Origin of the sequence: Amycolatopsis sp. Hca4 (assembly GCF_013364075.1) — a bacterium.
GTDB lineage: Bacteria > Actinomycetota > Actinomycetes > Mycobacteriales > Pseudonocardiaceae > Amycolatopsis.
On sequence record NZ_CP054925.1, the window covers coordinates 672,623 to 697,950 of the forward strand.

11 protein-coding genes and 3 pseudogenes are annotated in these 25,328 nt (G+C 73.9%); 6 read left to right on the forward strand and 8 right to left on the reverse strand.

All coding sequences use genetic code 11. The features are described 5' to 3' along the window. Window positions 1-28 precede the first annotated feature (28 nt). From HUT10_RS02750 to HUT10_RS02770, 5 genes and pseudogenes are all read right to left on the reverse strand, one after another. Window positions 29-1,206, reverse strand: a pseudogene (locus tag HUT10_RS02750) (glycosyltransferase). After that, window positions 1,206-2,012 carry an alpha/beta fold hydrolase gene (locus tag HUT10_RS02755; protein WP_176169719.1) on the reverse strand — a complete coding sequence of 269 codons (807 nt, stop codon included), beginning with the start codon at window positions 2,010-2,012 and terminating at the stop codon, window positions 1,206-1,208. The pseudogene HUT10_RS02750 and the gene HUT10_RS02755 overlap by 1 nt, the downstream one beginning before the upstream one ends. After that, window positions 2,009-2,314, reverse strand: a complete 306-nt coding sequence (locus HUT10_RS02760; protein WP_176169720.1) for an acyl carrier protein — start codon at window positions 2,312-2,314, stop codon at window positions 2,009-2,011. Before HUT10_RS02760 ends, HUT10_RS02755 begins: the two co-directional genes overlap by 4 nt. Next, window positions 2,311-6,566 (reverse strand): annotated as a pseudogene (locus HUT10_RS02765) (beta-ketoacyl synthase N-terminal-like domain-containing protein). Before HUT10_RS02765 ends, HUT10_RS02760 begins: the two are co-directional and overlap by 4 nt. A gap of 26 nt (window positions 6,567-6,592) precedes the next feature. Further along, window positions 6,593-13,400, reverse strand: a pseudogene (locus tag HUT10_RS02770) (SDR family NAD(P)-dependent oxidoreductase). 766 nt (window positions 13,401-14,166) lie between these two features. Here HUT10_RS02770 and HUT10_RS02775 point away from each other — a divergent pair. Further along, complete coding sequence (locus tag HUT10_RS02775; protein ID WP_176169721.1) at window positions 14,167-15,276, forward strand: pyridoxal-phosphate dependent enzyme; 1,110 nt, start codon at window positions 14,167-14,169, stop codon at window positions 15,274-15,276. Then, a complete protein-coding gene (locus HUT10_RS02780) occupies window positions 15,273-15,896 on the forward strand; it encodes a transcriptional regulator (protein WP_176169722.1) in 624 nt (207 codons plus the stop codon). Before HUT10_RS02775 ends, HUT10_RS02780 begins: the two co-directional genes overlap by 4 nt. Window position 15,897: 1 nt before the next feature. On the opposite strand, the gene HUT10_RS02785 is transcribed toward HUT10_RS02780, so the two are convergent. After that, window positions 15,898-16,803: a glutaminase gene (locus HUT10_RS02785; protein WP_176169723.1), complete on the reverse strand. Its 906-nt coding sequence runs from the start codon at window positions 16,801-16,803 to the stop codon at window positions 15,898-15,900. A gap of 161 nt (window positions 16,804-16,964) precedes the next feature. Between HUT10_RS02785 and HUT10_RS02790 the strand changes: the two genes are divergently transcribed. From HUT10_RS02790 to HUT10_RS02800, 3 genes are all read left to right on the forward strand, one after another. Further along, the gene (locus HUT10_RS02790) at window positions 16,965-18,356 is read left to right on the forward strand and encodes an amino acid permease (RefSeq protein WP_176169724.1); all 1,392 of its coding nucleotides are present in this window, start codon (window positions 16,965-16,967) and stop codon (window positions 18,354-18,356) included. A gap of 198 nt (window positions 18,357-18,554) precedes the next feature. Further along, window positions 18,555-19,556: a LacI family DNA-binding transcriptional regulator gene (locus HUT10_RS02795; protein ID WP_254896630.1), complete on the forward strand. Its 1,002-nt coding sequence runs from the start codon at window positions 18,555-18,557 to the stop codon at window positions 19,554-19,556. 99 nt (window positions 19,557-19,655) lie between these two features. Further along, on the forward strand, window positions 19,656-22,490 hold the full coding sequence (locus HUT10_RS02800) for a glycoside hydrolase family 2 TIM barrel-domain containing protein (RefSeq protein WP_176169725.1): 2,835 nt from the start codon (window positions 19,656-19,658) through the stop codon (window positions 22,488-22,490). Window positions 22,491-22,524: 34 nt separating this feature from the next. Here HUT10_RS02800 and HUT10_RS02805 read toward each other — a convergent pair whose 3' ends face one another. Beyond that, window positions 22,525-23,322 carry a TetR family transcriptional regulator gene (locus tag HUT10_RS02805; RefSeq protein WP_176169726.1) on the reverse strand — a complete coding sequence of 266 codons (798 nt, stop codon included), beginning with the start codon at window positions 23,320-23,322 and terminating at the stop codon, window positions 22,525-22,527. 92 nt (window positions 23,323-23,414) lie between these two features. On the opposite strand from HUT10_RS02805, the gene HUT10_RS02810 reads away from it, so the two are divergent. Beyond that, the gene (locus HUT10_RS02810) at window positions 23,415-24,560 is read left to right on the forward strand and encodes an FAD-dependent monooxygenase (RefSeq protein WP_176169727.1); all 1,146 of its coding nucleotides are present in this window, start codon (window positions 23,415-23,417) and stop codon (window positions 24,558-24,560) included. A gap of 66 nt (window positions 24,561-24,626) precedes the next feature. Here HUT10_RS02810 and HUT10_RS02815 read toward each other — a convergent pair whose 3' ends face one another. Beyond that, on the reverse strand, window positions 24,627-25,304 hold the full coding sequence (locus HUT10_RS02815; protein ID WP_176169728.1) for an NUDIX domain-containing protein: 678 nt from the start codon (window positions 25,302-25,304) through the stop codon (window positions 24,627-24,629). Window positions 25,305-25,328 lie beyond the last annotated feature (24 nt).

Below are 25,328 nucleotides of genomic sequence, written 5' to 3' on the forward strand. Positions count from 1 at the left end.
CGGTATCCGCGTGATTTTTCGAAGTAAATCAGGGCTTTCCGAGCCCCAGGTGCGCCAGGCTCTCCAAGGCGAGCTGCTCCAGAACCCCGCAGCGGCCCCGCTGCCGCCGGCTGCGTGGAATGACTCCGCCACCCTCTCCGCCGCGCGCCGGTATGCCGGTTCCGTCAGCACCCCCTCGACCGCCGCCGCGATCCTGGAGGCGTCCGCGCGGCCGAACCGCAAGCGGATCCCCGCGCCCGCCGCCACCACCTGAGCCGCCACGATCGGCTGGTCGTCGCGGATCGGGGCGACCACCAGCGGGAGCCCGTGCCACAGCGTTTCGCAGACCGTGTTGTGGCCCGCGTGGCACACCACCGCGTCCACCCGCGACAGCAGCGGCAGCTGCGGGACCCGCGGCCGCACCAGGACGTTCGGCGGGACGTCGCCGAGTACGCCGGCCGGGTCGGCGATCACCGCACGGGCCGTCAGCCCGGCGAACGCCTCCGCCGTCGCGCTCAGGAACCCGGCGCCGGCGGTCGCGTTCGCGGTGCCGAGGGACACCAATACCGTCGGCACCAGTGGATCGAGCCACTCCCACGGGAAGTCCACCGTGGACGGCCGGGCGCCGAGGGCGGGCCCGACGAGCCGGACCGACGGCGGCAGCACGGTCTCGCCGAGCAGTTCGCGGGTCGTGAAGGCCAGGACGCCGTGCGGCGAGAACCGCGGGTCCGCTGTCCCGCGGCCGTCGGCGATCCGCGCGCGCAGCCCGTCGAGCAGCCCGTCGACCCAGTCCGCCACCTTCGGCATCCCGGCGAGGGGGTCCACGAGCTCGGCCGACGTCGTCGCCGAGGTGACCCACGGCAGGCTGCGGGCCTCGGCGAGCACGCCGCCGGCCAGTGCCTGCTGGTCGGCCACCACGACGTGCGGTTCGAACGCGTCGAGTGCCGCGGTCACGCCGGGGGCCATCGCGTCGGCCAGCGGGACGAGGAAGTCCTGCCAGAGAAACCGCAGCGCCGCCGGGCCTTTCAGCTCGGGCGGGCGCTCGGGCCGGTCGCGCGGCACGGCGCAGGCGAAGACGAGCGCGTCCGGGCCGGCCAGCTGCCACAGCAGTTCGTCGTGGCCGGCCCAGGCGACTTCGTGGCCGCGCGCGGTGAGCTCGGCCGCGACGCCGACGGCCGGGTTGACGTGCCCGACCAGGGGCGGGACGACGAAGAGGAACCGGGCCACTACCGCACCCTGGCCTGCGTGCGCGCGGTGTCGCGGACCCAGCCGGAGATCAGCTCGATGACCTCGGCGGTCCGCTCGACCAGTACCGAATGCCCCTGGTCGGGCAGCACCACACAGCGGCAGCCCGGCAGGTGCGTCTCGAAGTGCGGCACCTGGGCCGCCAGGCCGGAGTCGCCGCCGAAGACGGCGAACACCGGGCAGCGGATCGCCGAGAGGTCGGCCGCGATGGTCGCGCTGCGCGGGATGTCCTCGGCGATCGTCGTGGTCTGCAGGATCCGGTTCGCGGCCTTGGACAGCCGTGCGGTGTGCGCGCCGTGGTTCTCGGCGATCCAGCCGATCACCTCGTCGCTCGCCAGCCGGGTCTTGGCGTCGGCGAGCCCGTCGGCCATGTGCCGGGTCCACTCCTCGGTCGGCGGTTCGCCCTCCAGCACGACGACGCTGGCCACCCGGTCGGGCCGGGCGGCGGCCAGCCCGAGCGCGACCGAGGCACCGAAGGAGTTGCCGACGACGTGCACCGGCCGGGTGACGTCACAGGCGTCGAGGACCGCGACGAGGTCGTCGACGAACCGCTCCAGGTGGTACCCGGAGGCCGGGCGAGTCGTGCGGCCGTGCCCGCGCAGGTCGTACATCAGCACGTCGAGCCCGCGCTCGGCGAAGGCCGGGCCGAGGGTGAAGTAGTAGCTGGCCAGGCTGTCGGTGAGCAGGCCGTGGACGCACACCACGATCGGCGCGTCCCCGTCCGGCGGCTCCGCCGGCGTCAGCCGCTGGACGTGCACGTCCAGCTCGCCCGCGCGAACGCGGCTCACGCCGTCTCCCGCAGGGAGGCGACGATGTAGCGGACGAGCTCGCCGACGGTCAGCGCGATGATCTCGTCGAGGTCGCGTTCGGCGATGAAGGTCGCGAAGTTGACGCGGTCGCCGTACTGCTCGCGCAGCTGCCCGGACAGCGCCACCAGATCCACGCTCTCCAGTTCGAGGTCATCGTGGAACGTCGTCTCCATGGTGATCTCGGCGTCGTCCAGCCCGTACTCTTCGAGCAGCTCCCGCAGCATGCCGCTCAGCTGGGCGAGCACGGTCACCTCGTTCGCGGCCGTGGTCTCGATGCTCATCCGGCAGTCTCCTTCGTCTCTTCGGTCCAGGCGACGACGTAGCGGCGCGGCGGCGCGCCGGGCGGGTTCTCGACGTCGGCGCAGCACACGCGGTACTCGCGGCCCGCGACGCGGACGGTCAGCTCTTCCGGGGTCGCCGCGACGACCTCGAAGTCCCGCGGTTCGCCGCGCAGCCCGGTGCCGCGCAGCTTCGCCACGGCTTCCTTCGCCGTCCAGAACCGGGCGAACCACCGCTCCGGGTCGCCCGACAGGCCCGCGAACAACGCCAGCTCGCCCGGCCCGAGCGCGGCCTCCACAGTGGACTCCGAACGCGGCACGACCTCCTCGACGTCGATGCCGCACGGCCCGTGCCGGGCGATCGCCACCCCGGCTTCGGCGCGGTGCGCCACGGAAACCGTCACCGGCGGCAGCTCCCGGCCGTAAGCACCGGTCGCGAAGGGCCGCCCGGCTTCGTCGTTGCCGATGCGCAGTTCGGCGGGGAACATCTCGCCTTCGCCGCGGGCCCAGAGGAACTGGCGGACCGCGTCCTTGGCCGCGATCCGGCCGAGCAGCCACTGGCGCCGCCCGCGCGGCGGACGGCGGTCGTAGGCTTCGCGCTCGGGGCCGGCGAGGTAGTTGCGCATGATCAGCTCGCGGGTGGCCAGGTCGGGCCACTGCTCGTGGACCAGCGCCCAGCCGCCCGGCTGGGCGTGCGACAGCGTCGAGCGCTCGGGCGTGCGGTCGGCCTGCCGGATGTGCGGAGTGCTGTCGAACCGGCGGTCGCGCCAGCCGGTGAACTCGGCCCACACCCGTCCGTTGTGGACCAGCTGCATGTCGGCGTCGAGGAACTCCTCGGTCAGCCCGGTGATCCGGACCAGGCACTCCAGGCGCTCGCCGGGCGCCGGGTGCGGGCCGTGGAACCGGATTTCGCGCATGGCGACCGGGAACACGGTGGTCCGCTCGGGCAGCCGGGACATGATCCAGTAGCCCAGCACCTGGCCGACGTTGTCGAGCAGCGCGCCGGGTGCGTCCGGCGTGGTCAGCACAGCGCGCACGTGCTGCTCGCCGACGGCCGTGAGCTCGGTGACGCCCTGGAACAGCGGGCCGTGGAACATCCAGCGCTCGCTGTACAGCTGCGCCGCGGTGGTCTCGGGCACCTGTTCGGCCGACGCCGGGAACCGCCACGGCGCCGGCCCGGCGGCCGGGTACTCCGGGGCGAGTTCCACGACGGCCTGCGAATAGCCCGCCAGCGTCGCGAACACCCGGTCGGTGCCCTGTGGCCGGACGCGCACCGGGACGGTGACCGCCGGGACCGCGGTGATCCACTGGCTGAGCCGGACGTCGTGCACGGCGACCGCGTGCCGTCCGGGCGCGGCCTGCTCGGCGAACCGCATCAGGTGGTCGATCACCGTGGTGGCCGGCACGACCGGCCACCGGTCGCCCGGGTCGGCCTGCGGCGGCTGCTTGAAGAAGCAGTGGTCGAGCAGGTATGGCATCGCGTCCAGTGACACGGTGAGCGTGGTGTCGAGCGGCCGCGGTGCCGGCGGGCGGCGCGCCGGGCCGGCGAGCACGGTGGACGCCAGCTCGGCCGTGTCGGCCAGCAGGGCGGCGAACTCCGCGGCGAGGGGGCCCTTGGCGGCCAGGCCGTCCACCGCGGACTTGCGGACGGCGGGCAGCGCGATCCGCGCGCGGACCTGGTCGTCGAGGGAGATCAGCCGGCCGCCGAGGTCGAGCTTGACCGCCTTCGGCCCGGCCGGGCGTTCGCCGGGCAGGCGCGTGAAGTCGATATCCAGGCCGTCGGCCCACAGCGCGGTCGCGACCCGGCGCAGCTGCGCCAGCCCCGGACGCTGCCCCGAATGCGCGGCCACGACGAGGTGTTCTTCGCCGTGCAGGGTGTCCCCGACCAGGGAGCCGAGCTGCCCGGCGCCGACCTGGACGAACGCGCGGACGCCGTCGTCGTGCAAGGCCCGCACCAGCGGGCGGAACCGGACCGGCTCCAGCAGGTGCCGGACGAACAGCTCGCGGACCTCGGCCGGGGCCGCGGGGTACTCCGAGACCGTGGTCGCGGACCAGAGCGGCAGGGCCGGCGGGTGCAGGGTGAACCGCTCGGCGGCCTCGCGGATCGGGTCCAGGTACGGCCGCAGCATCGGCGTGTGGAAGCCGGACCGGAACGGCAGCACCTGCGCCACGATCCCGGCGTCGCGGAAGCGCTGCACGAGTGCGCCGACGGCCGCCTCCGGACCGCAGATCATGGCCTGGTTCGGCGCGTTGTCGTGCGACAGCACGACGTCCGCCCGCCCGGCCAGCTCCTCGAGCACCCGCGGCGCGGGCGCGCCGATCGCGGCGAAGGCCAGCCCGGGGACGACGAGGGCGTCCGGGTCGAACCCGGCGAGGAAGGCGTCGACCTCGGCCTCGGCGTAGACGCCGGCGACGGCCATCGCCGTCCATTCGCCCAGGCTGTGCCCGGCGACGGCGTCCGGCGTGACGCCGAGCCTGCCGAGCGCGGCGTGCAGCAGCCGACCGAGCTCGAACACCGCGGCACCCTGGCGCCCGACGTCACCGACCTCGACGTCCGCGTGCTGCCACGGCAGGCCGAAGTGCCGGGCGACGTCGCCGCAGTTCAGCGTGAGCTCCGATTCGAGGCCGGGGAAGAGGAAGGCGACCTTGCCGCCGCCGGGCCCCAGCAGCGGGCGGTCGGTGAACCAGACGTCGTTGCGGCCGCGCCAGGCCCGGCCCCGGGCGAGCGCCTTGCGGGCCAGTGCCAGCCGCTTCTCCGTCGGGTCGACGATGCCGAGCCGGACCGGACCGTCGCCGGCCGGCTGGTGCTCGCCCCGGTCGAACGCTTCGCGCAGGGCCTCGACGGTCGGCGCGGCGAGCCGCAGCACGCGTTCGGGCTCGCGCACCACCACCGGCTTCGCCCGCCCCGGCGCCTGTTCCAGGACGACGTGGGCGTTGATCCCGCCGAACCCGAACGCGTTGACCCCGGCGCGGCGCACCGGCGCGTCCCACGGGGCGGCGGTGTCCAAAGTGGAGAAACGGGTGCTCGCGAGCGCCGGGTGCGGGTCGTCGCAGTGCAGCGTGGGCAGCAGGACGCCGTGGTGCACGGCCAGTGCCGCCTTGACGAGCCCGGCGATCCCGGCCGCGGGCATCGTGTGGCCGATCATCGACTTGACCGAGCCGAGCACCGCACTCCCCCGGGGTCCGAAGACCTCCGCGAGGGTGGCGAGCTCGGCGGCGTCGCCGGCCGGGGTGGCGGTGCCGTGCGCCTCCAGCAGGCCGATCGAGTCCGGCGCAGCCGGGTCGAGGCCGGCCGCGGCCCACGCCTGGCGGACGGCCCGGACCTGGCCGCCGGAGTCGGGGCTGGCCAGGCTCGCGGTCCGCCCGTCGGAAGCCACGCCGGTGCCGGTGATCACGGCGTACACGCGGTCGCCGTCGCGCTGGGCGTCGGCGAGCCGCTTGAGGACGACGACCCCGGTGCCTTCGCCGATCAGGACGCCGTCGGCGTCGCGGTGGAACGGCCGGATCCGCTCCGACGGCGACAGCGCGCCGAGCTGGGTGAACACGCTCCAGAAGGTGATGTCGTGGCAGTGGTGCACCCCGCCGGCGAGGACGGCGTCGCAACGGCCGCTTTCGAGCTCCCGCACCGCCTGGTCGACGGCGATCAGCGAGGACGCGCACGCGGCGTCGACCGTGTACGCCGGGCCCCGCAGGTCGAGCCGGTTCGCCAGCCGGGACGCGGCCAGGTTGGGGCACCAGCCCGATCGCGGACTCCGGCGCCTCCGGACCGAGCTGGTCGGTGAAGGCCTGGCGGACCGCGTCGAGCCGGTCGGCGTCCAGGTCCGGCAGCAGCTCGCCGAGGGTGCGGACGAGCTGGCTGGCCGTGCGGACGCGCTGGTCGAGCCGGACCAGCCCCGGCGTCAGGTAGCCGCCGCGGCCGAGCACGACGCCGATCTTCGCGCGGTCGGCGGGCAACCGGTCCGGGCCGCCGGCGTCCGCGACGGCCTGCGCCGCGACGCGCAGGGCGATCAGCTGGTCGGGTTCGGTGGCGGGCACCGAGTTCGGCATGATGCCGAAGCCGGCGACGTCCACTTCGGCCAGTTCGTCGACGAACCCGCCGCGGCGGCAGTAGACCCGGTCGGCCCGGCGCCCCTCGTCCGGGCGTAGTGCGCGAGGTCCCACTTGCCGGGCGGCACGTCGGTGATCGCGTCGACCCCGCGGTGAGGTTGCGCCAGTAGCTCGCCAGGTCGGGCGCGCCGGGCAGCAGGACCGACATCCCGACGATCGCCACCCGCATGTCCGTCACCACCCGGACGCCGTGTGGACGACGGCGGTGGTGTCCGGCCGGCCCCAGGCCAGCTCGCGCAGCAGGCCGAGGGTGCCTTCCTCCGGGTCGATCAGCGCGATGCCGCGGCGGGCGTAGTCGCGCATCAGCTCGGGCGTGACCATGCCGTCGTGCTCGCCGGTCGGGGCCCACGGTCCCCAGTGGACAGTCACCGCGCGCCCGGCGGGCCACTGGCGGCCCAGCGTTTCGAGGGCGTCGTTGGCGGCGGCGTAGTCGGACTGGCCACGGTTGCCGAGCGTCGCGGCGATGCTGCCGAACAGGACCACGAACGCCGGCTCTCCGGGCAGGTCGGCGGTCGCCTCCAGGAGGGTGCGGGCGCCTTCGACCTTGGTGCTGTAGACGCGCTCAAACGACTCCGGTGTCTTCTCGGCGACGAGCTTGTCCTCGATCACGCCGGCTGCGTAGACGATGCCGTCGAGCCGGCCGTGCTCGCGTGGATCTCCTTGACCGCGCGGTGCACGGCTTCGGCGTCGAGCATGTCGACCGACTGGTAGCGCGCCGGGCTGCCGAGGGCTTCGAGCTGGGCGAGTGTCTGCCGGACCTCGCGTTCGCCCCGGATCCGGCGGACCGTGCGTTCGATCTCGGCGGGGCTCCTGAGGCCGGCGGCGATGAGGGCGGCGCGGAGGTCCTGGGCCGTGCGGGCCTGCGGGTGTTCGTCCTCGGCGGCCGGGACGGGGGTCCGGCCGAGGAGTTCGATCCGGCAGCGGGCGGCCGCGGCCAGGGTGGCGGCGAACCGGGCGGTGATGCCCTTGGCGCCTCCGACGAGCAGGACGACCGAGTCGCGGCCGAGGCCGAGCGCGGTGGCTTCGGCGGCGCCGTCGCCCGCCGGTCCGGCACCGCTGCTGCCGAGCGGGCCGAGGTCCCGTTCGGTCATCCGGAAACCGGTCCGGGTCTCGCCGCGCCGCACGACGACCGGCTCGCGATCCACTGTGGACAGCTCGGCGACGAAGGCTGCGGCCTGCCGTTCCGGAGCGGCGTCCGGGGACAGTTCGACCACGCGGGTGACGGTGTCCGGGTATTCGCGGGCGAGGCTGCGGTGGAAGCCGCGAAGGCCCTCGCCGGGGCCGGCGGTGAGCAGCCAGGACGGGTTCGTGGCCAGGGCGGCCTGGTAGCGGGGGAAGGCGGCCGGGAGCACGGGACGGTCGTCCGGCAGGAACAGGATGCCGTCGAACCCGGGGCGGACGTCGTCGGCGACCTCGGCCGTCGCGCCCAGCTCGGTGAGGTGGGCTTGAACGGCTTCGGCGAGCGAACCGCGGCCGAAGAGGAGGAACTTCCGCCCGGCGACTTCGGGAGCGGCGGCGGCCGGCAGGTCGGTTTCGGCCATGACCAGGCGTTTCGGCGCGACGACGAGCGGTGCGGGCTCGGCCGGAGTTCGCGGCACGGGCAGGGAAGGCTCGGCCGGAGTGCGTGGCCCGAGCTGGGCCGATTCGGCGGTGCTCTGCGACCCGGCCGAGCCGTCGATCAGCTCGGCGATCGCCGCGGCCGTGCGGGCCTTGGCCAGTTCCTCGACGTCGCCACCGGTGTCGAGGTTCAGGCGGCTCGCCAGTTCTCCGGCGATCTCCGCCCGCTTGATCGAATCCACACTCAGATCGGCTTCCAGATCGAGATCCGGCTCGATCATCTCCACCGGATACCCCGTCCGCTCCCCGATCACCGCCACCACGGTCTCCAGCACCGAAACCGCCGGCGCCACCTCGGCAGGCTCGTCACCGATCAGCCCGGCGATCGCCGCCGCCGTGCGCGCCTTCGCGAACTCCTCCACGTCCCCGCCGGCCAGCCCCAGCCGGGACGCCAGCTCGCCCGCGATCTCCGCCCGCTTGATCGAATCCACACTCAAGTCGGCTTCCAGATCGAGGTCCGGCTCGATCATCTCCACCGGATACCCCGTCCGCTCCCCGATCACCGCCACCACGGTCTCCAGCACCGAAGCCGCCTTCGGGGCCGCGACCGGCACCACCGCGGGCTGCTCGATGACCGGCACCGTGATCGGCGCCGTGATCGGCGCCCGGACCTCCGCGGGCGCCTCGGCGCCGAGGAAGCCCAGGAGCACGTCGCGCTGGGCGGCGATCATCTCGCGGCCGGTGCGCAGGAAGTCCGCGACCATCGCCTCCGACGTGGCCGCCGCCGGAGCCACCGTCCCCAGCGTGATCCGTTCCGCCGGGCGGAGGGCGCCCGCCGGGATCGTGCCGTCCGCCGCGCGCAGCAGGTGGCCGTCGACCGTCCAGCCCGGACGCTTCGGGCGCGGCGCGGCCGAGGCGTCGACCGCGTCCCGGCCGCGGAACAGCCAGCCCGTCTCGACCGGGACCCCGGACACCGCCAGCTGCGCCAGCGCGCCGAGGAAGCCCGGCAGGCCACGGTGGCCGCGCTGCTCGAACCCGACCGTCCGGTGCGGCCGGTCGCCGAGGATGGCGGCCACCTGCCTGGCCAGCACGGACCCGGGGCCGGCCTCGACGAACACCCGCGCCCCGGCCGCGTACATCGCCTCGACCTGCTCGACGAACCGGACCGGCGACCCCAGCTGGGCGGCCAGCTCACCGCGGACCGCGTCCGGGTCCGCCGGGTAGGGCGCGGCCGTCCGGTTGGCGTACACCGGCACCTTCGGCCGCACGACGCCGATCGCCTCGAGGGCCCGGCCGAACGCCGCCCCGGCCGGCGCGACCAGGGAACTGTGGAACGCGCACGCCACCTGGATCCGCTTCGCGCCGAGCCCGGCGGCGCGCAGCTCCCCGACCGCCGCCTCGACGTCGGCCGTGGGTCCCGAAATCACCGTCTGCCGGGGCGAGTTGTGGTTGGCCAGGACGACCGGCGACGCGCCGAGGACCGCGAGCACCTCGGCGGCGGACGCCGACACCGCGGCCATCGCCCCCGGATCGCCGTCCGGGACCGCGTCGAGGATCGCCGCCGCCCGGACGTGGCTCGCGTGCAGCAGTCCTTCCGGCGTGAGGGCGCCCGCGGCGGCCAGCGCCGTCAGCTCGCCGTAGCTGTGCCCGCCGAGCATCGACGGCCGCACGCCGGCGCGGGTCAGCAGCCGGAACGCGGCCAGCCCGGCCAGCCCGAGCGCGGGCTGGGCGACGCGGGTGTCGGTGACCCGGTCCGCGGCGGCCTGCTGCGCCGGCTCCCCGAACACCGCCGGGCCGAACACGGCCCCGGCCGTCGCCGGGTCCAGGCGCAGGTACCGCTGCAGTTCGGGGAAGGCGACGAACAGCTCGGCGAACATGCCCGGCCGCTGGCTGCCCTGGCCGGGGAACAGCACCGCGACCTCGCCCGCCACCGCGTCGTCCGCGCGGAACACCCCGGGTGCGTCCTGCCCGTCGAGCGCCTGCCGCAGCAGCCCGGTCAGCTCGTCCACAGTGGACGCGACGACGGCGAGCCGCGCCGGTCGCCCGTGCGACCGTTCGGCCGCGGCCCGGGCCAGGTCGCGCAGCCGCCACGGCGACGGCGTTTCCGAGGCCATGGCCAGCAGCTCGCGCGCCGCGGCATCGGTGGCGAAGGTGAACAGCTCCGCGGGCCACTCGTCGGCGGCCTGCGCGGGCGGGACGCCGTCGTGCGCGGCGAGCACCACGTGGAAGTTGGTGCCGCCGAAGCCGAACGCGCTGACACCGGCGAACCGCTCGGACGGCGGGGTGGTCCACGGCTGCGCCGCCGCCTGGAACACGAACGGGCTGGTTTCGGAGTCCCACGCCGGGTTCGGCTGCGTGAGGTGCAGGGTGGGCGGCTTGACGCCGGTGTGCACGGAGAGCGCGGCCTTGATCAGCCCGGCCAGGCCCGCGGCGCACTTGGTGTGCCCGATCTGCGACTTCACCGAGCCGATCGTGCACGCACCCGGTGCGGCGCCGGCTTCGGTGAACACCTTCGTCAGCGTGCCGAGCTCGGTCCGGTCGCCGACGACGGTACCGGTGCCGTGCGCCTCGACCAGCCCGACGCGCGCCGGCGAGACACCGGCGTTGCGGTAGGCACGGGTCAGCGCCGTGTGCTGGCCTTCGGGCCGGGGCGCGGTCAGGCCGAGCGCGCGGCCGTCCGACGCCGCACCGACGCCCTTGATCACCGCGTACACCCGGTCGCCGTCGCGTTCGGCGTCGCCGAGTCGCTTGAGCGCGAGGCACGCGACGCCTTCGCCGAGGGCGATGCCGTCGGCCGCGCTGTCGAACGTCGCCGACCGGCCGGTCGGCGAGAGGGCGTGCGCCGAGGCGAACAGGAGGTAGTCGTTGATGCCGTTGTGCAGGTCGGCGCCGCCGCAGAGGACCAGGTCGCTGGTGCCGGCGGTCAATTCCTTGCAGGCGACGTCGACCGCGGTCAGCGAGGACGCACAGGCGGCGTCGACGGTGTAGTTCGCCCCGCCGAGGTCGAGCCGGTTGGCGATCCGGCCGGCGATCACGTTGGCGAGCACGCCGGGGAAGGAGTCCTCGGTGATCCGCGGCAGCCGTTCGTCCAGTTCGGACGGCAGTTCGCCCACATAGGACGGCAGCACGCTCCGCAACGTCATCGCGTTCGACAGGTCACTGCCCGCCTCGGCGCCGAAGACCACCGACGTCCGGGCCCGGTCGAACGCGCGGTCCGCGTAGCCGGCGTCGGCCAGCGCGCGGTGCGCGGCCTCCAGTGCCAGCAGCTGCACGGGTTCGATGCTGGCCAGCGACGACGGCGGGATGCCGTACTTCAGCGGGTCGAAGCCGATTTCCGGGAGGAACCCGCCCCAGCGCGACGGCGTCTTCGCCCCCTGCCCGTCCGGGTCGTAGTACAGCGACGTGTCCCAGCGCTGCGGCGGCACCTCGGTGACCGCGTCGGCACCGGCCAGCACGTTCGCCCAGAACGCGGCCAGGTCCGGCGCCTGCGGGAACATGCAGGCCATCCCGACGATCGCGATGTCCAGCGGCGCCGGCGCGGGTGGTTCGGCCTCGGCGGCACCGAATCCGGCGGCCCGGGCCCGCAGGAACGCGTTCGCGCCCTCGCCCACCGCGTGGTGCAGGGCGGCGATCGTGGTGACGGCCGAGCGCAGCACGGCGACCTCGCCCGCCATGAACATGCCTTCGGCGAGCTGGCGGTCCTCGCCGACGTCCCGCAGTTCCGAGCCGACCCGCTCGATCCCCTTGCTCGCCAGGCGCAGCCGTCCGACGTTGAGCGTTTCCAGCTGCTCCCAGGCGTCCCGGCTGGGCACGCCGCGCTGCGCGAGGTCCGCCTTGATCGCGGCGTACTCCTCGGTGAACGGGCTGCGCACGCACCGGGTGGCGTGGCCCGGCGCGGTCTCCAGGAGGTCGGTGTGCTCGGCTTCCAGGAGCCGGCGCTGGAACAGCGGCCGCACGGCACCGGCGTCGACGGCCTCGCGGGTGAAGAGGTAGGCGGTGCCCATCAGCACGCCGATCGCCGCGCCGCGCCCGGCCACCGGCGCGGCGAGGGCGGCCACCATCGCGGCCGAACGCTCGTCGTGGACGCCGCCGGCGAACAGCAGCTGCAGGTCCGCGGCGGCGTCGGGGGTGGCCGCGAGGAAGTCGGCGAGCACCCCGAGCTGGGCCTCCCACAACGGGAAGCTGGTCCGTGGGCCGACGTGCCCGCCGCATTCGGAGCCTTCGAAGACGAACTTGCGCGCGCCCGCCTCGAGGAACTGCTTCAGCAGGCCCGGCGACGGCACGTGGAGGAAGGTCGCGATGCCGGCGGCTTCCAGGGCACTCGCCTGCGCCGGGCGGCCGCCGGCGATGATCGCGTGCGTGGGCTGCAGTTCGCGGATGACCGCCAGCTGCGCGGCCTTGACGTCGTCGGCGGCGAACCCGAGCACGCCGACGCCCCAGGGCGCGTCGCCGACCGCCGCCCGCGTCTTCTCCAGCACATCGCGGGTCTGCTCGGGGCCGGACAGGGCCAGCGCGACGAACGGCAGCGCACCGCCCGCGGCGACTTCGGCCGCGAAGGCGGGCTGGTCGCTGACCCTGGTCATCGGGCCCTGCGCCACCGGCAGCGCCGTGCCGAACGCGCGGCTGCCCGCGCTGCCGGGGCCCAGCACCGCGTCCGACAGGCGAAGGGCTTCGCCGACGGCGTCGGCCAGGCCGCGCACCGCGGCGGTCACCGTGCCCCAGCGGTCGCGGAACCGGGTGGCGAGGAAGACGTCCTGACCGGCTTCCAGTGGTTCGACGCCCCGCCGGGCGAGCACGCGGACACCGTCCACGACGGTCGTTTCCGACCCGTCGAGCCCGGTGACGGCGGTGGTCAGGCCTGAGGGCAGTTCGGCTTCCGGCAGCAGGGCGAGCTGGGTGTCGACGACGACACCGGCCGCGCCGCCCGCGACGGCGGCCGCGGCGGTGTGCGGCCCGATGCCGCCCGCCGCCCACACCGGGACGTGCCCGTCGGCCAGCAGGGCCTGCAGCAGCACGAAGGTGCTCAGCTCGCCCACCCGGCCACCGCATTCGTGCCCGCGGGCGATCAGGCCGTGCGCGCCGGCGGCGACCGCACGGTCCGCCGCGGCGCGGGAGGTGACCTCGGCCAGGACCCGCCGGCCCGGGAAGTCCCGCGGCGAGCACTGCGCGTCTGCGGTGAGCAGCACGGTGGTCACCGCGTCGGGCAGGTCCACCGGGTGCGCAAGGCGGACCCCGAACGCCGGAACACCCCACTCCCCAGCAACGCGAGCTCTTCCGCGCCCGCGGCGCCGCCGTCGGTCAGGTCGAGCACGCCGAGGCCGCCGCCCCGGGCGGCGGCGGCCACCCCGCGCGCCGACGGCCATCGCAGCGGCGACACGGCGACGACCAGCCCGGCCGGCACGGAGTCGTCTTTCGAGAGAAGCATGGGAACTCCCGCTACGCACGAAAGGGTGAAGAGGTAACGGGGTGTACTTAAGCGGGTTCCTTCCGTGCCGTCAACAACCCACCGCGATTTCATCGCCGAGCTTCAGGAAATTCGCGATCGACCAGCCCGGCCGCGCAAGAATTTAACGTCGCCGTCACGTTCCCGCCCGGCGCACGCGCGACCATTGCGCGATCCGACCACGGCAGACCGATCGGTACCGTGGTCCACCCGGCCCGCACCACCGGACGGCGCAAGCCATCCCGCCTGGTGGACGCGGGGGCGTTGGCCGGTACGGTCCACGCCGTCCGTCGGGTCCGTCGTTTCCGGACCGCCCGTCCGCGCTTATCCCGCCGGTAAAGCAGCCGTGCGGATGCGTTCGCGTCACCGATCTCCGCGGATCACATCACAGCCGCCGAGGCCGCTATTCTTCGACGTTTATCTGCGGATCAGCAAGAATCATCCCGAGAATGCAGGAAACCGGCCGTGACGGCCCGTCAGGTCCACTGTGGATTGGTTCCGCCGCGGGATTCTCGGTGCTCACAAGACCACGAACGGGGGCGCCGCCCACCACGAACGGGTCACCGGGCGCGACGGACGGCATTCAGGCAACCACCGGCGGTGCGCCGGCCGGCGCCGGTGATCGAATTTCAGTGCCGTCGCGTTACAAGCTTTTCCTGAGAAGAAGCTGAAGGTATTTCGCGTACTGCGGAGTAGCACTGGACACTACGTCTAAGCTTGGACTGTTCGTCCAGACCTGGAGGTGACGGTGACGTACTGGTACACCGACGAGCGCTCGGGCACGCGGTACCCCGGCGACCCGCTGCGCTGGCGCGGCGACGACGGCACCCCGCTGACCGTCGCCCCGCTGCCGGGCCTGCGTCCCGAGGACGTCGACTCGGGTGTCCGCTCGCTCTGGCGGTACCGGGCCGCGCTGCCCGGCGACCTGCACCCGGTGTCGCTCGGCGAGGGCTGCACGCCGCTGGTCCCCCAGGTCTGGGACGGTGCCGACGTCCGGTTCAAGCTGGAGTGGTTCAGCCCGACCGGCAGCTTCAAGGACCGCGGCTCGAGCGTCATGGTCTCCGCGCTGGCCGGCGCCGGGGTCCGGGAGCTGCTGGAGGACAGCTCCGGCAACGGTGGCTCGTCGGTGGCCGCCTACAGCGCCGCGGCCGGGATCGCGGCGACCGTGCTGGCGCCGGAGGGGACATCGCCGGCGAAGGTGCTGCAGGCCCGCGCGTACGGCGCCACCGTCGAGCTGGTGCCGGGCACCCGCGACGACACCGCCGCCGAGGCCGTCCGCCGCTCGGACCGCACCACCTACGCCAGCCACAACTGGCACCCGTTCTTCCTGCAGGGCACCAAGACCCTCGCCTACGAGCTGTGGGAGGACCTCGGCTTCCGCGCCCCCGACGCCGTGGTCACGGTGGCCGGCGCGGGCAGCATCGTGCTGGGCTGCGACCTCGGCTTCGGGGAGCTGCTGGCCGCCGGGTCGATCACCCGGCGGCCCCGGCTGCTCGTCGCGCAGCCGCGCAACTGCTCCCCGATCGACGCGGCCTTCCACGACCGGCCGGTGCCCGGGTTCGCCCCGACGGTCGCCGAGGGGACGGCGATCCGCCGTCCGGTCCGGCTGCCCGAGGTCGTCGCGGCGATCCGGCGCTCGGGCGGGGACACCGCGGCCATCGACGAGGAGGCCATCGGCGCGGCGGCCCGCCGCCTGGCCGCCCTCGGCCTCTACGCCGAGCCGACCAGCGCGACGGCCGCCGCGGCGATCGACGTCTTCCGCGCCCGCGGGGCCATCCGGCCCGGTGAGACCACGGTCGTCGTGCTCACCGGCTCCGGCCTGAAGGCGGCGGACCGGCTGCGGGAGCTGATCGGATGACCGCGGCGGAGGACGAGCTGCTGCTGCGGGAGGCGGAGAAGATCGCCCACGCCGTCGGCCGGATGTTCCCCGGCCTGTGCGAGGTGGTCCTGCACGACCTGCGCGACCCGGCCCACGCCGTGCGCGCGATCGAGGGGAGCCTGTCCGGGCGCGCGCCCGGCGACCCGGCCACCGAGCTGGGCCTGGCCCGGATCGCCGACCCGGACTTCCCGGACGTGCTGCAGAACTACCCGAACCGGTTCCCGGACGGCCGGCCCGCGAAGAGCACCTCGATCGGCATCCGCAACACCGCGGGCGAGTACGTCGCGGCGCTGTGCCTCAACCTCGACGTCTCCCTGCTCGGCTCGGCGGCCCAGGCCCTGACCCGGCTGGCCGCCACCGACGGGCCGGCGCCGCTGTCCGAGACGTTGCGTGCCCGGACCGGCGACGAGCTGCGGGCCCTGGTCGAGGAGTACGCGGCCGAGCGCGGCCACACCCCGCGCAGCCTGCCGGCGGCCGCGAAGAAGGACCTGGTGCGCTCGCTGAAGGACCGGGGCTTCCTGGAGCTGAAGAACGCGGTAGCGGCGCTGACCGACCTGCTCGGCATCTCCCGGGCCAGCGTCTACAACTACCTGCGCTGACTCAGAAGATCGACCACCCGGTCAGCGTGGTGAACCGGTCGAGCGCGGCGACCCCGGCGACGGAGTTGCCGCGGGCGTCCAGTCCCGGGCTCCAGACGCAGACCGCGCACCGGCCGGGGACGATCGCCACGATCCCGCCGCCCACGCCGCTCTTGCCCGGCAGGCCCACCCGGTAGGCGAACTCCCCCGCCGCGTCGTACGTGCCGCAGGTCAGCATCACCGCGTTGATCCGCTTCGCCGCGCTCGGCCCGAGCAGCCGCGAGCCGTCGTTGCGGAGGCCGTGGCGGGCGAGGAACACCGCCGAGCGGGCGACGTCGGCGCAGCTCATCGCGATCGAGCACTGGCGGACGTACTGGTCGAGCACCGCGGGCACCGGGTGACGCATGTTGCCGTAGGAGGCCATGAAGTAGGCCAGCGCCCGGTTGCGGTCGGCGTGGCCCGCCTCCGACGCCGCCACCTCCGGGTCCACCGCGATGCCCGGCCGCCCGCTCTCCTCCCGGACGAACGCGAGCAGCGCCTCCGCCGCGTCGCCGTGGCGGGCGAGCTCGTCGGTCACCACCAGCGCGCCGGCGTTGATGAACGGGTTGCGCGGAATGCCGTCCTCGTGTTCGAGCTGCACCAGCGAATTGAACGGATCGCCCGAAGGTTCGCGGCCGACCCGCGCCCACACGCCGTCGCCGCGGGAGAGGGTCAGCGCCAGTGTGAACACTTTGGACATGCTCTGCACGGAAAACGGGTGCTCCCAGTCGCCGACGCCGTGCACCGCACCGTCCACTTCGGCCACTGCCATGCCGAACCGCCCCGGCGCCACCCTGGCCAGCGCGGGAATGTAGTCCGCGACGGCGCCGCGGCCGATTTCCGGCGCGACGTCGTCGACGATCCGGTCCAGCAGCGCCGCGAGGTCCACGGGCCCGAGCGTAGAAGGCGCTCCGGCGCGGGCCGCAGGGGCCCCGTGTCAAATCGGGACCGGCGGATCGCGGGCACCCGCACCCGTGATTTCCGGCACACCTTAAGTCTTCCTTAGCCCGCTTGGTGACCTCCCGCACACGGCTCTAGCGTCCGGTAACCATGGATTCTTCGCTGCTCACCGAAAAAGGTGAAAGCTACTCGAAAGCGCTGGGCAACCGCCAAGTGCAGATGATCGCCATCGGCGGCGCGATCGGCGTCGGGCTCTTCCTCGGCGCCGGCGGCAAGCTCCACCAGGTCGGCCCGTCGCTGGTCTTTTCCTACGCGATCTGCGGGATCGCCGCCTACTTCGTGATGCGGGCGCTCGGCGAACTCGTCCTGCACGAGCCCAGTTCGGGCAGCTTCGTCACCTACGCGCGGAAGTTCATCGGGCCGTGGGCCGGGTTCGCCTCGGGCTGGATGTACTGGGTGAACTGGGCGATGACCGGCATCGCCGAGATCACCGCGGTCGCGATCTACGTGCACAAGTGGCTGCCGGACGTGCCGCAGTGGCTCACCGCGCTGGTCGCGCTCGGTGTGCTGCTGCTGGTGAACCTGCTGTCGGTCAAGGTGTTCGGCGAGCTGGAGTTCTGGTTCTCGGTGGTCAAGGTGCTGGCCATCGTCGTCTTCCTGGTCGTCGGCGCGGGCCTGGTGCTCACGAGCGCGGACATCGGCGGCGCGCCGGCCGGTGCGCACAACCTGACCGGCCACAGTGGACTGTTCCCGGCGGGCGTCGGCGTCGCGCTGATGACGTTGCAGGCGGTCATCTTCGCCTACTCGGCGATCGAGGTAGTCGGCATCGCGGCCGGCGAGACCAAGGACGCCCGCAAGGTGCTGCCGAAGGCGATCAACGGCGTGGTCTGGCGGATCGGCGTGTTCTACGTCGGCTCGGTGCTGCTGCTGGCGATGCTGCTGCCGTGGCCGTTCTACAGCGGCGACGAGAGCCCGTTCGTGACGGTGTTCAGCCGCCTCGGGATCCCGGGCATCGGCGACGTGATGAACGCGGTGGTGCTGACCGCGGCGCTGTCGAGCGTCAACTCGGGCCTCTACTCGACGGGCCGGATCCTGCGGTCGCTGGCCGAAAAGGGCGAAGCGCCGTCGTTCGTCAGCCGGATGAGCCGACGGCACGTCCCCTACGGCGGCATCATGTTCACCTCGGTCGCGTACGTGCTGGGCGTGGTGCTGAACTACCTGGTGCCGAAGGAGGCCTTCGACATCGCGATCGCGATCGCGTCCCTGGGTGTGATCAGCACCTGGGCGACGCTGATCTTCTGCCAGCTGCGCCTGCGCCAGGCCGCCCTGCGCGGCGAGCTGGAGCGCCCGTCGTACCGGATGCCGTGGGCGCCCTACAGCGGCTGGGCGACCTTGGGGTTCCTGGCCCTGGTGGTGGTGCTGATGGGCTTCTCGGACGGCGCGGAGAAGATCGCGTTCTGCTCGATCCCGGTGCTCGCGGTGGTCCTGGCGGTGGGCTGGCGCGTCGTGGTCAAGCGCCGCAACCGCACCCCGGCCGCCTGACGCAAAGCTCGAACCCGTATCCCGCGTGTCCGGCGCCGGAACTCGGGTGATCGGGGCCGGAACTCGCGTGAGCAGCGGCGCAACTCGCGAGTTCCGGCTCCGATCACGCCGGTTCCGGCCTCGATCACGCGAGATACGGCGGGGATCACGGGCCGACCACTCCATCGTGGCCGGGCCACGGGCGGGCATACTCGACGCGTGTCCTCGAGCAGCACGGAACCGCGGCGGGTGACGATCCACGACGTCGCCCGCTCGGCCGGGGTGTCCCGGCAGACCGTCTCGCGGGCGCTCAACGACAAGGCCGAGATCGACGGCTCGACCAAGCAGCGCGTCCTGGACGCCGCGCGGGAGCTCGGGTACCGGCCCAGCCGGTTCGCGCGCGGGCTGGTGCGGCCGGACACCACCACCATCGGGCTCGTCGTGCCCGATCTGCTCAACCCGTTCTTCACCGAGGTCGCCTCCGGGGCGCTGGAGGCGGCCCGGTCGCGCGGCTGGCACGTCGTCGTGCACGACACCGCCGACGATCCCGAGCAGGAACTCGCCACGCTGCGGGTGATCGGCACCCAGGTCGACGCGGTCACCGGCTACTTCGGCCGCTCGGACGAGGACCTCGACCGCCTCACCGCCGGCATCCCGGTCGTCCTGATCGACCGGGAGCCGCGCACCCCGCGGTTCAGCGGTGTCGTGGTCGACGGCGAGGACGGCGTCCGCGAGGCCGTCGCCCACCTCGTCTCGCGCGGGCACCGGCGGATCGGCATGCTCGACGGGAACCCCGCCCCGAGCGTCCGGCGGCGGTGGTTCCTGCGGGCGGCCGCCGGGTGCGGGTTCCCGGTCGCGCCCGGCTGGATCGCGTCCGGCCCCCAGACCGTCGACGGTGGTGGTGCCGCGCTGGCCGCCCTGCTCGCCGCGCACCCCGACGTCACCGCGCTGTTCGCGTTCAACGACGTGATGGCCATCGGTGCCCTGCGCGAGGCCCGCCGGTTCGGCCTGCGCGTGCCCGCCGAGCTCGCCGTGATCGGGTTCGACGGGCTCGCCCTCGGCACCCTGGTCGAGCCGGAACTCTCCAGCGTCGCGATCGACACCCGCGCGGTCGGTGCGCTGGCCGTCGAGCAGGCGGCCCGGATGGTCACCGGCGCGGCGCCCCTCGACCCCGCCGAGCTGGTCGTCCGCGCCCGCCTCTACCTGCGCGAATCCGCCTGATCCCTTGACACCCGGTCCCGCCGCGCAGCACACTTCGGGGCGGTCCGTGAACGTTCACGGGAACGTTCTCGGATGCGTGCCGAGCGCGGAAAGGACCCCATGTCGTACCTCGAAGACCCCGGCCCCGGCCGCGGTTCCCTTCCGCCGCGCGCGGCTTTCACCTCCGACGCGCCATCGTTGTCACTGAACGGCACCTGGCGGTTCCGGCTGTCACCGAGCCTCGCGGCCGCGCCGGTGGGCATCGAGGCCGAGACCTTCGACGACTCGGCGTGGGACGAGCTGCCGGTGCCGTCGCTGTGGCAGCTGCACGGCCACGGCCGCCCGGCCTACACGAACGTGCAGTACCCCTTCCCGGTCGACCCGCCGCACGTGCCATCGGACAACCCGACCGGCGACCACCGGCTGCGGTTCGACCTGCCCGCCGAGTGGCCGGCCGGGCCGGCCGTGCTGCGCTTCGACGGCATCGACTCCTGCGGCCGGATCTGGCTGAACGGCACCGAGCTCGGCGTCACGCAGGGCAGCAGGCTGCCGTCGGAGTTCGAGGTCGGACCGCTGCTGAAGCCGTCCGGGAACGTCCTCGTCGTGCGGGTGCACCAGTGGTCGGCCGGCAGCTACCTCGAAGACCAGGACATGTGGTGGCTGTCCGGCATCTTCCGCGCCGTCACACTGCTCGCCCGCCCGGCCGGCGGCATCGGCGACCACTGGGTCCACGCCGACTACGACCACCGCACCGGCCTGGGCACGCTCCGGGTCGAGACCGGCCCCGACGTCGTGCTGGACGTCCCCGAACTCGGCGTCACCGGGCACCCGGCCGGGGAGGCGCTGGAGCTGCCGGTCGAGCCGTGGAGCGCCGAGACCCCGCGGCTGTACGAGGGCACGCTGGCCACCGCGGCCGAGCGGGTGCCGGTCCGGATCGGGTTCCGGACCGTGACGATCTCCGGCGGCCGGCTGCTGGTGAACGGCCGTCCGCTGATGCTGCGCGGGGTCAACCGCCACGAGCACGACCCGCGCACCGGGCGCGTGGTGTCCCCGGAGACCGCGCTCGCCGACGTGCTGCTGATGAAGCGGCACAACGTCAACGCCGTCCGGACCAGCCACTACCCGCCCGACCCGGTTTTCCTCGAGCTGTGCGACGCCTACGGCCTGTGGGTGATCGACGAGTGCGACCTGGAGACCCACGGCTTCGAGCCGCTGGGCTGGGCGGGCAACCCCAGCGCCGACCCGCGGTGGGCCGAGGCCTACCTCGACCGGATGCGCCGCACGCTCGAGCGGGACAAGAACCACCCCAGCGTGATCCTCTGGTCGCTGGGCAACGAGAGCCACACCGGCGAAAACCTCGCGCGGATGGCCGAATGGGTGCGCCAGCGCGACCCGAGCCGGCCGATCCACTACGAAGGCGACCACGAGTGCGCCTTCGTGGACGTGCACAGCCGGATGTACGCCACGCACGAGGAGGTCGAGCGGATCGGCCGCCGGGAGGACGACAACGAGCGCCGCCGGGAGCTGCCGTTCCTGCAGTGCGAGTACGGGCATGCGATGGGCAACGGCCCGGGCGGGCTGCTGGAGTACCGCGAGCTGTTCGAGCGGTACCCGAACTGCCACGGCGGGTTCCTGTGGGAGTGGATCGACCACGGCCTGGCGGCCGACGGGCACTTCGCCTACGGCGGGGACTTCGGCGAAGCCATCCACGACGGCAACTTCGTCATCGACGGCCTGCTCTTCCCCGACCGGACGCCGTCGCCGGGCCTGCTCGAGTTCGCGAAGGTGATCGAGCCGGTGCGGATCTCGGCCGGCGCGGACGGGATCGTGGTCGAGAACCACCACGACTTCGTGGACACCGGGCACCTGACGTTCACCTGGGTGCTGGAGGACGAAGGGGTCGCTGTCGCCCAAGGCGTTCTCGATGTGCCGTCCGTCCAACCCGGACAGAAAGCTTCTCTCCCGCGGCCTGATTTGCCCGCGGCGGGCGGCGAGTCGTGGCTGACCGTGTCCGCGGCGCTGACGTCGGCGACGGCGTGGGCGCCGGCCGGGCACGTCGTGGGGTGGGGGCAGCTGGCGGTGTCGCCGGCCCCGGTCGCGGCGCCGCTGCCGCCGCGCGCGCCGGTGTTCCGCACCGGCGGACGGCTGCTGCTCGGGGCCGGCGAGTTCGACCCGGTGACGGGCGTGCTGTCGGCGCTCGGCGGGCACGCGGTGCGCGGGCCGCGTCTCGACGTCTGGCGGGCGACGACGGACAACGACCGCGGCACGTTCGCCGGGCGGCCCGACGCCGAACAGTGGCGCGAGGCCGGGCTGCACCGCATGCAGCACCGGGTGATCACGGTCGACGCGGACGGCGAGGAGCTGGTGGTGCGCACCCGGGTCGCGCCGCCGGCGCAGCCGTTCGGGCTGTTCGCGGACTACACGTGGACGGCGTTCGAGGACCGCCTCCGGCTGCGCGTCGAGGTGACCCCGGACGGCGAGTTCCCCGGCACGCTCCCCCGGCTCGGCCTGGCGATGGCGATCCCGGGCGAGCTGGGTTCGGCCGAGTGGTTCGGCGGTGGCCCGGGCGAGGCCTACCCGGACAGCCGCCAGGCGGCGCGGATCGGCCGGTTCTCGAGCAGCGTCGACGGTCTCCAGACGCCGTACGTCCACCCGCAGGAGAACGGCAACCGCACGGCGGTCCGCTGGGCCCGGCTGACGTCCCCGGACGGAGCGGGCATCCGCGTGGACGGTGAGCCGACGTTCGAGTTCACCGCCCGCCGCTGGACGGCGGCGGCATTGGAGGCGGCGCGGCACACCGACGACCTGGTGCCGGACGAGGTGGTGCACCTGACGCTGGACGTGGCCCAGCACGGCCTGGGGACGGCGTCGTGCGGACCGGGGGTGCTGCCGGGGTACCGGCTGGTGCCGCAGAAGACGGAGTTCACGCTGTGGTTCCGCCCGCTTTCCGGGTGACCACTCGTCTCGAAAAGTCTCATAAACTGTCTCATTAATCGGCCGGGAGGTGCCGGTAGACCGTCGCCCGCGAGACACCGAACGCGGCGGCGATCTCCGACGGCGACTCCCCGGCGGCGTAGCGGCGCCGGACGGAGTCGATGGTTTCGGCACTCATCGCCGATGGCCGCCCGCGACGGCCCTTGGCCCTGACAGCGACGACCTCGCTTCGCGCCGGCGAACCGGGGTCGCCGGCGCCGGTCTCGGTCCCTTTGCCGGAGCGCCCGCCTTCCGTGACCGCGGTCCGCGCGCCGTTCCCGTCCACGGCCGGAGTCGCGAACAGCCGGGCCACTCCGTCGAGGATCGCCGCGCGCAGCTCGTCTTCCGGGGCTTCGGCGAAGAGGACCACCGGGTCGCTCAGCATCGCGATCGCCTGCGCCGCGCGGACCCGGCCCGGCAGATCCGCGTGCTGGCCCGCGACCAGCGCGTTCGCCCGGAGCATGCCGTTGCGGAAGCGCTCGAACACCGCCTCCGACGCCGTCAGGCCGAGGTCGCGCAGGTTCATCCGGAGCAGGTAGCGGTGTGTCAGCCAGACTTCCAGGAGCCCTTCGAGCGTCGCCCGGCGGGCGTCGGGCGCCTCGCCCGCCTCGGCCAGCGCCGCTTCGAAGTCCGCGAGCATCGGCTCGGCGAGCGCCCTCACGATGTCCGCCTTGCCCGGGAAGTGGTACAGGACCGCGGTTTTCGTCACGCCGACGCGTTCGGCCAGCTCGCGCACCGACGTCTCGTGGTAGCCCCGCGCCGAGAACTCCTCCAGCGCCGCACGCAGGATCCGCGCCCGGGTGTCGTCCGTCATGGCCCCAGCCTAGCCACTTGCCTGACCGATGGACAGGAGCGTACCGTCTGAACTGACCGATGGTCAGTGACAACCGATGGGGGCCGAGCACCATGACCGAAACAACCGTGCTGATCTCCGGCGCCGGCGTCGCCGGGCCGACCCTGGCCTACTGGCTGTCCCGCGCCGGCTTCCGGCCCACCGTGGTGGAACGCGCCGCCGGGCTGCGTTCGAGCGGGAGCCCGGTCGACGTCCGCGGGCCGGCCTCGCGCGTCGCCGAGCGGATGGGCATCACCGCGAAGCTGCGCGAAGCGAGCACGAGCGCGACGGCGCTGAACTTCGTCGACGACGCGGGCCGCCGGACCGGCCGGATCCCGACGCAGCTGCTCGGCGCGGAGGGTGACGTCGAGCTCCCCCGTACCGATCTCGCGGCCATCCTCCACGACGCGGCGCGCGAGCACGCCGAGTTCGTCTTCCACGACTCGATCACCGAGCTCCGCGAAGACGTCGGCGGCGTCGACGTCACGTTCGAGCGCGGCCGCCCGCGGCGCTTCGACCTGGTGCTCGGCGCGGACGGCCTGCACTCCGCGGTGCGACGGCTGGCATTCGGCCCGGAGCAGGCGTTCGTCGAGCACGTGGGCGTCTACATCGCGACGCTGCCGCTGGCCGGGCCACCGTCCGACGCGACCGCGATCGAGATGTACAACTCGCCCGGCCGGGCGGTGGCGGTGCACCCGTCCCGCGGCCACGGCATCGCGGCGTTCATGTTCCGCGGCGACGCGGTGCCGGGGTTCGACCACCGGGACACCGCGCTGCACCGGCGCCTGCTCGCCGAGGCCTACGCGGGCGCGGGCTGGCGGGTCCCGGAACTGCTGGACCAGGTGCGCACGGCCGAGGATCTGTACTTCGACTCGGTGAGCCGGGTCCGGATGGATCGCTGGAGCACCGGCCGCACCGCTTTGGTGGGTGACGCAGCTTCGTGCGTGTCCCTGTTCGGCGACGGCTCGACCCTGGCGATGGCGGGCGCGCACACGCTGGCGGAAGAGCTGGGCCGGACGCCGGAGGACCCGGCGGCGGCCTTCCGGCGCTACGAAGCGGCGCACCGGAAGCTGGTGGAGCCGAAGCAGCGAGCGGTCTCGAAGGCGGCGGCCCTGCTGATCCCGGCCACCCGCGGCGGACTGGCGGCCCGCAACATCACGACGCGCCTGCTCCCGCTCGTCTCGGCGGCCCGCCGCTGGGTGACACCCCGCGCGGCTTAGGCAGCCGCAGGCGGCGGGCCGGGAAGGGACCGCCGCTTCCGGTTCGCGGCAACCGGGCCGCGCCCGTCAGCCCCGCAGCATCGGGGGGTACAGCACCTCCGCCTTCCCCCGCCGGTACAGCCGGGCCGGGCGGCCGCCGTCGCGGGCGGTCGTCCGGCCCGTCGGCTCCAGCAACCCCTCCGCCCCCGTCACCTTGCGGTGGAAGTTCCGCGGGTCCAGCCGGGTGTCCCACACCAGCTCGTACACCCGCCGCAGCTCGGCGACCGTGAACTCCGGTGCGCAGAACGCCGTCGCCAGCGGGGAGTACTCCAGCTTCGCGCGGGCCCGCTCCACGCCGTCCGCCAGGATCCGGTCGTGGTCGAACGCCAGCCGCTCGGTCCGCAACGCGCGCACCGGTGCCCAGCGCGCCTCCGCCGCGTCCGTGCCCGCGCGGGGCACCGGCAGGTCCGGCGCCAGCGCCAGGTACGCCACCGTCACCACCCGCATCCGCGGGTCCCGGTCCGGGGCGCCGTAGCCCGCCAGCTGTTCGATGTGGACGGTCCCCGGCGCCAGCCCGGTCTCCTCCGCCAGCTCGCGGCGCGCCGCGTCCGCCAGGTCCTCGTCCTCCCGGACGAACCCGCCGGGCAGCGCCCACTCCCCGAGGTAGGGCTCCACGCCCCGGCGGACGAGCAGCGCGCACAGCTCCTCCCCGGTCAAGGTGAGCACGACCAGGTCCACGGTGACGGCGAACGGCGGGTGACCCATGCCACCCACCCTAATCGTCATCTT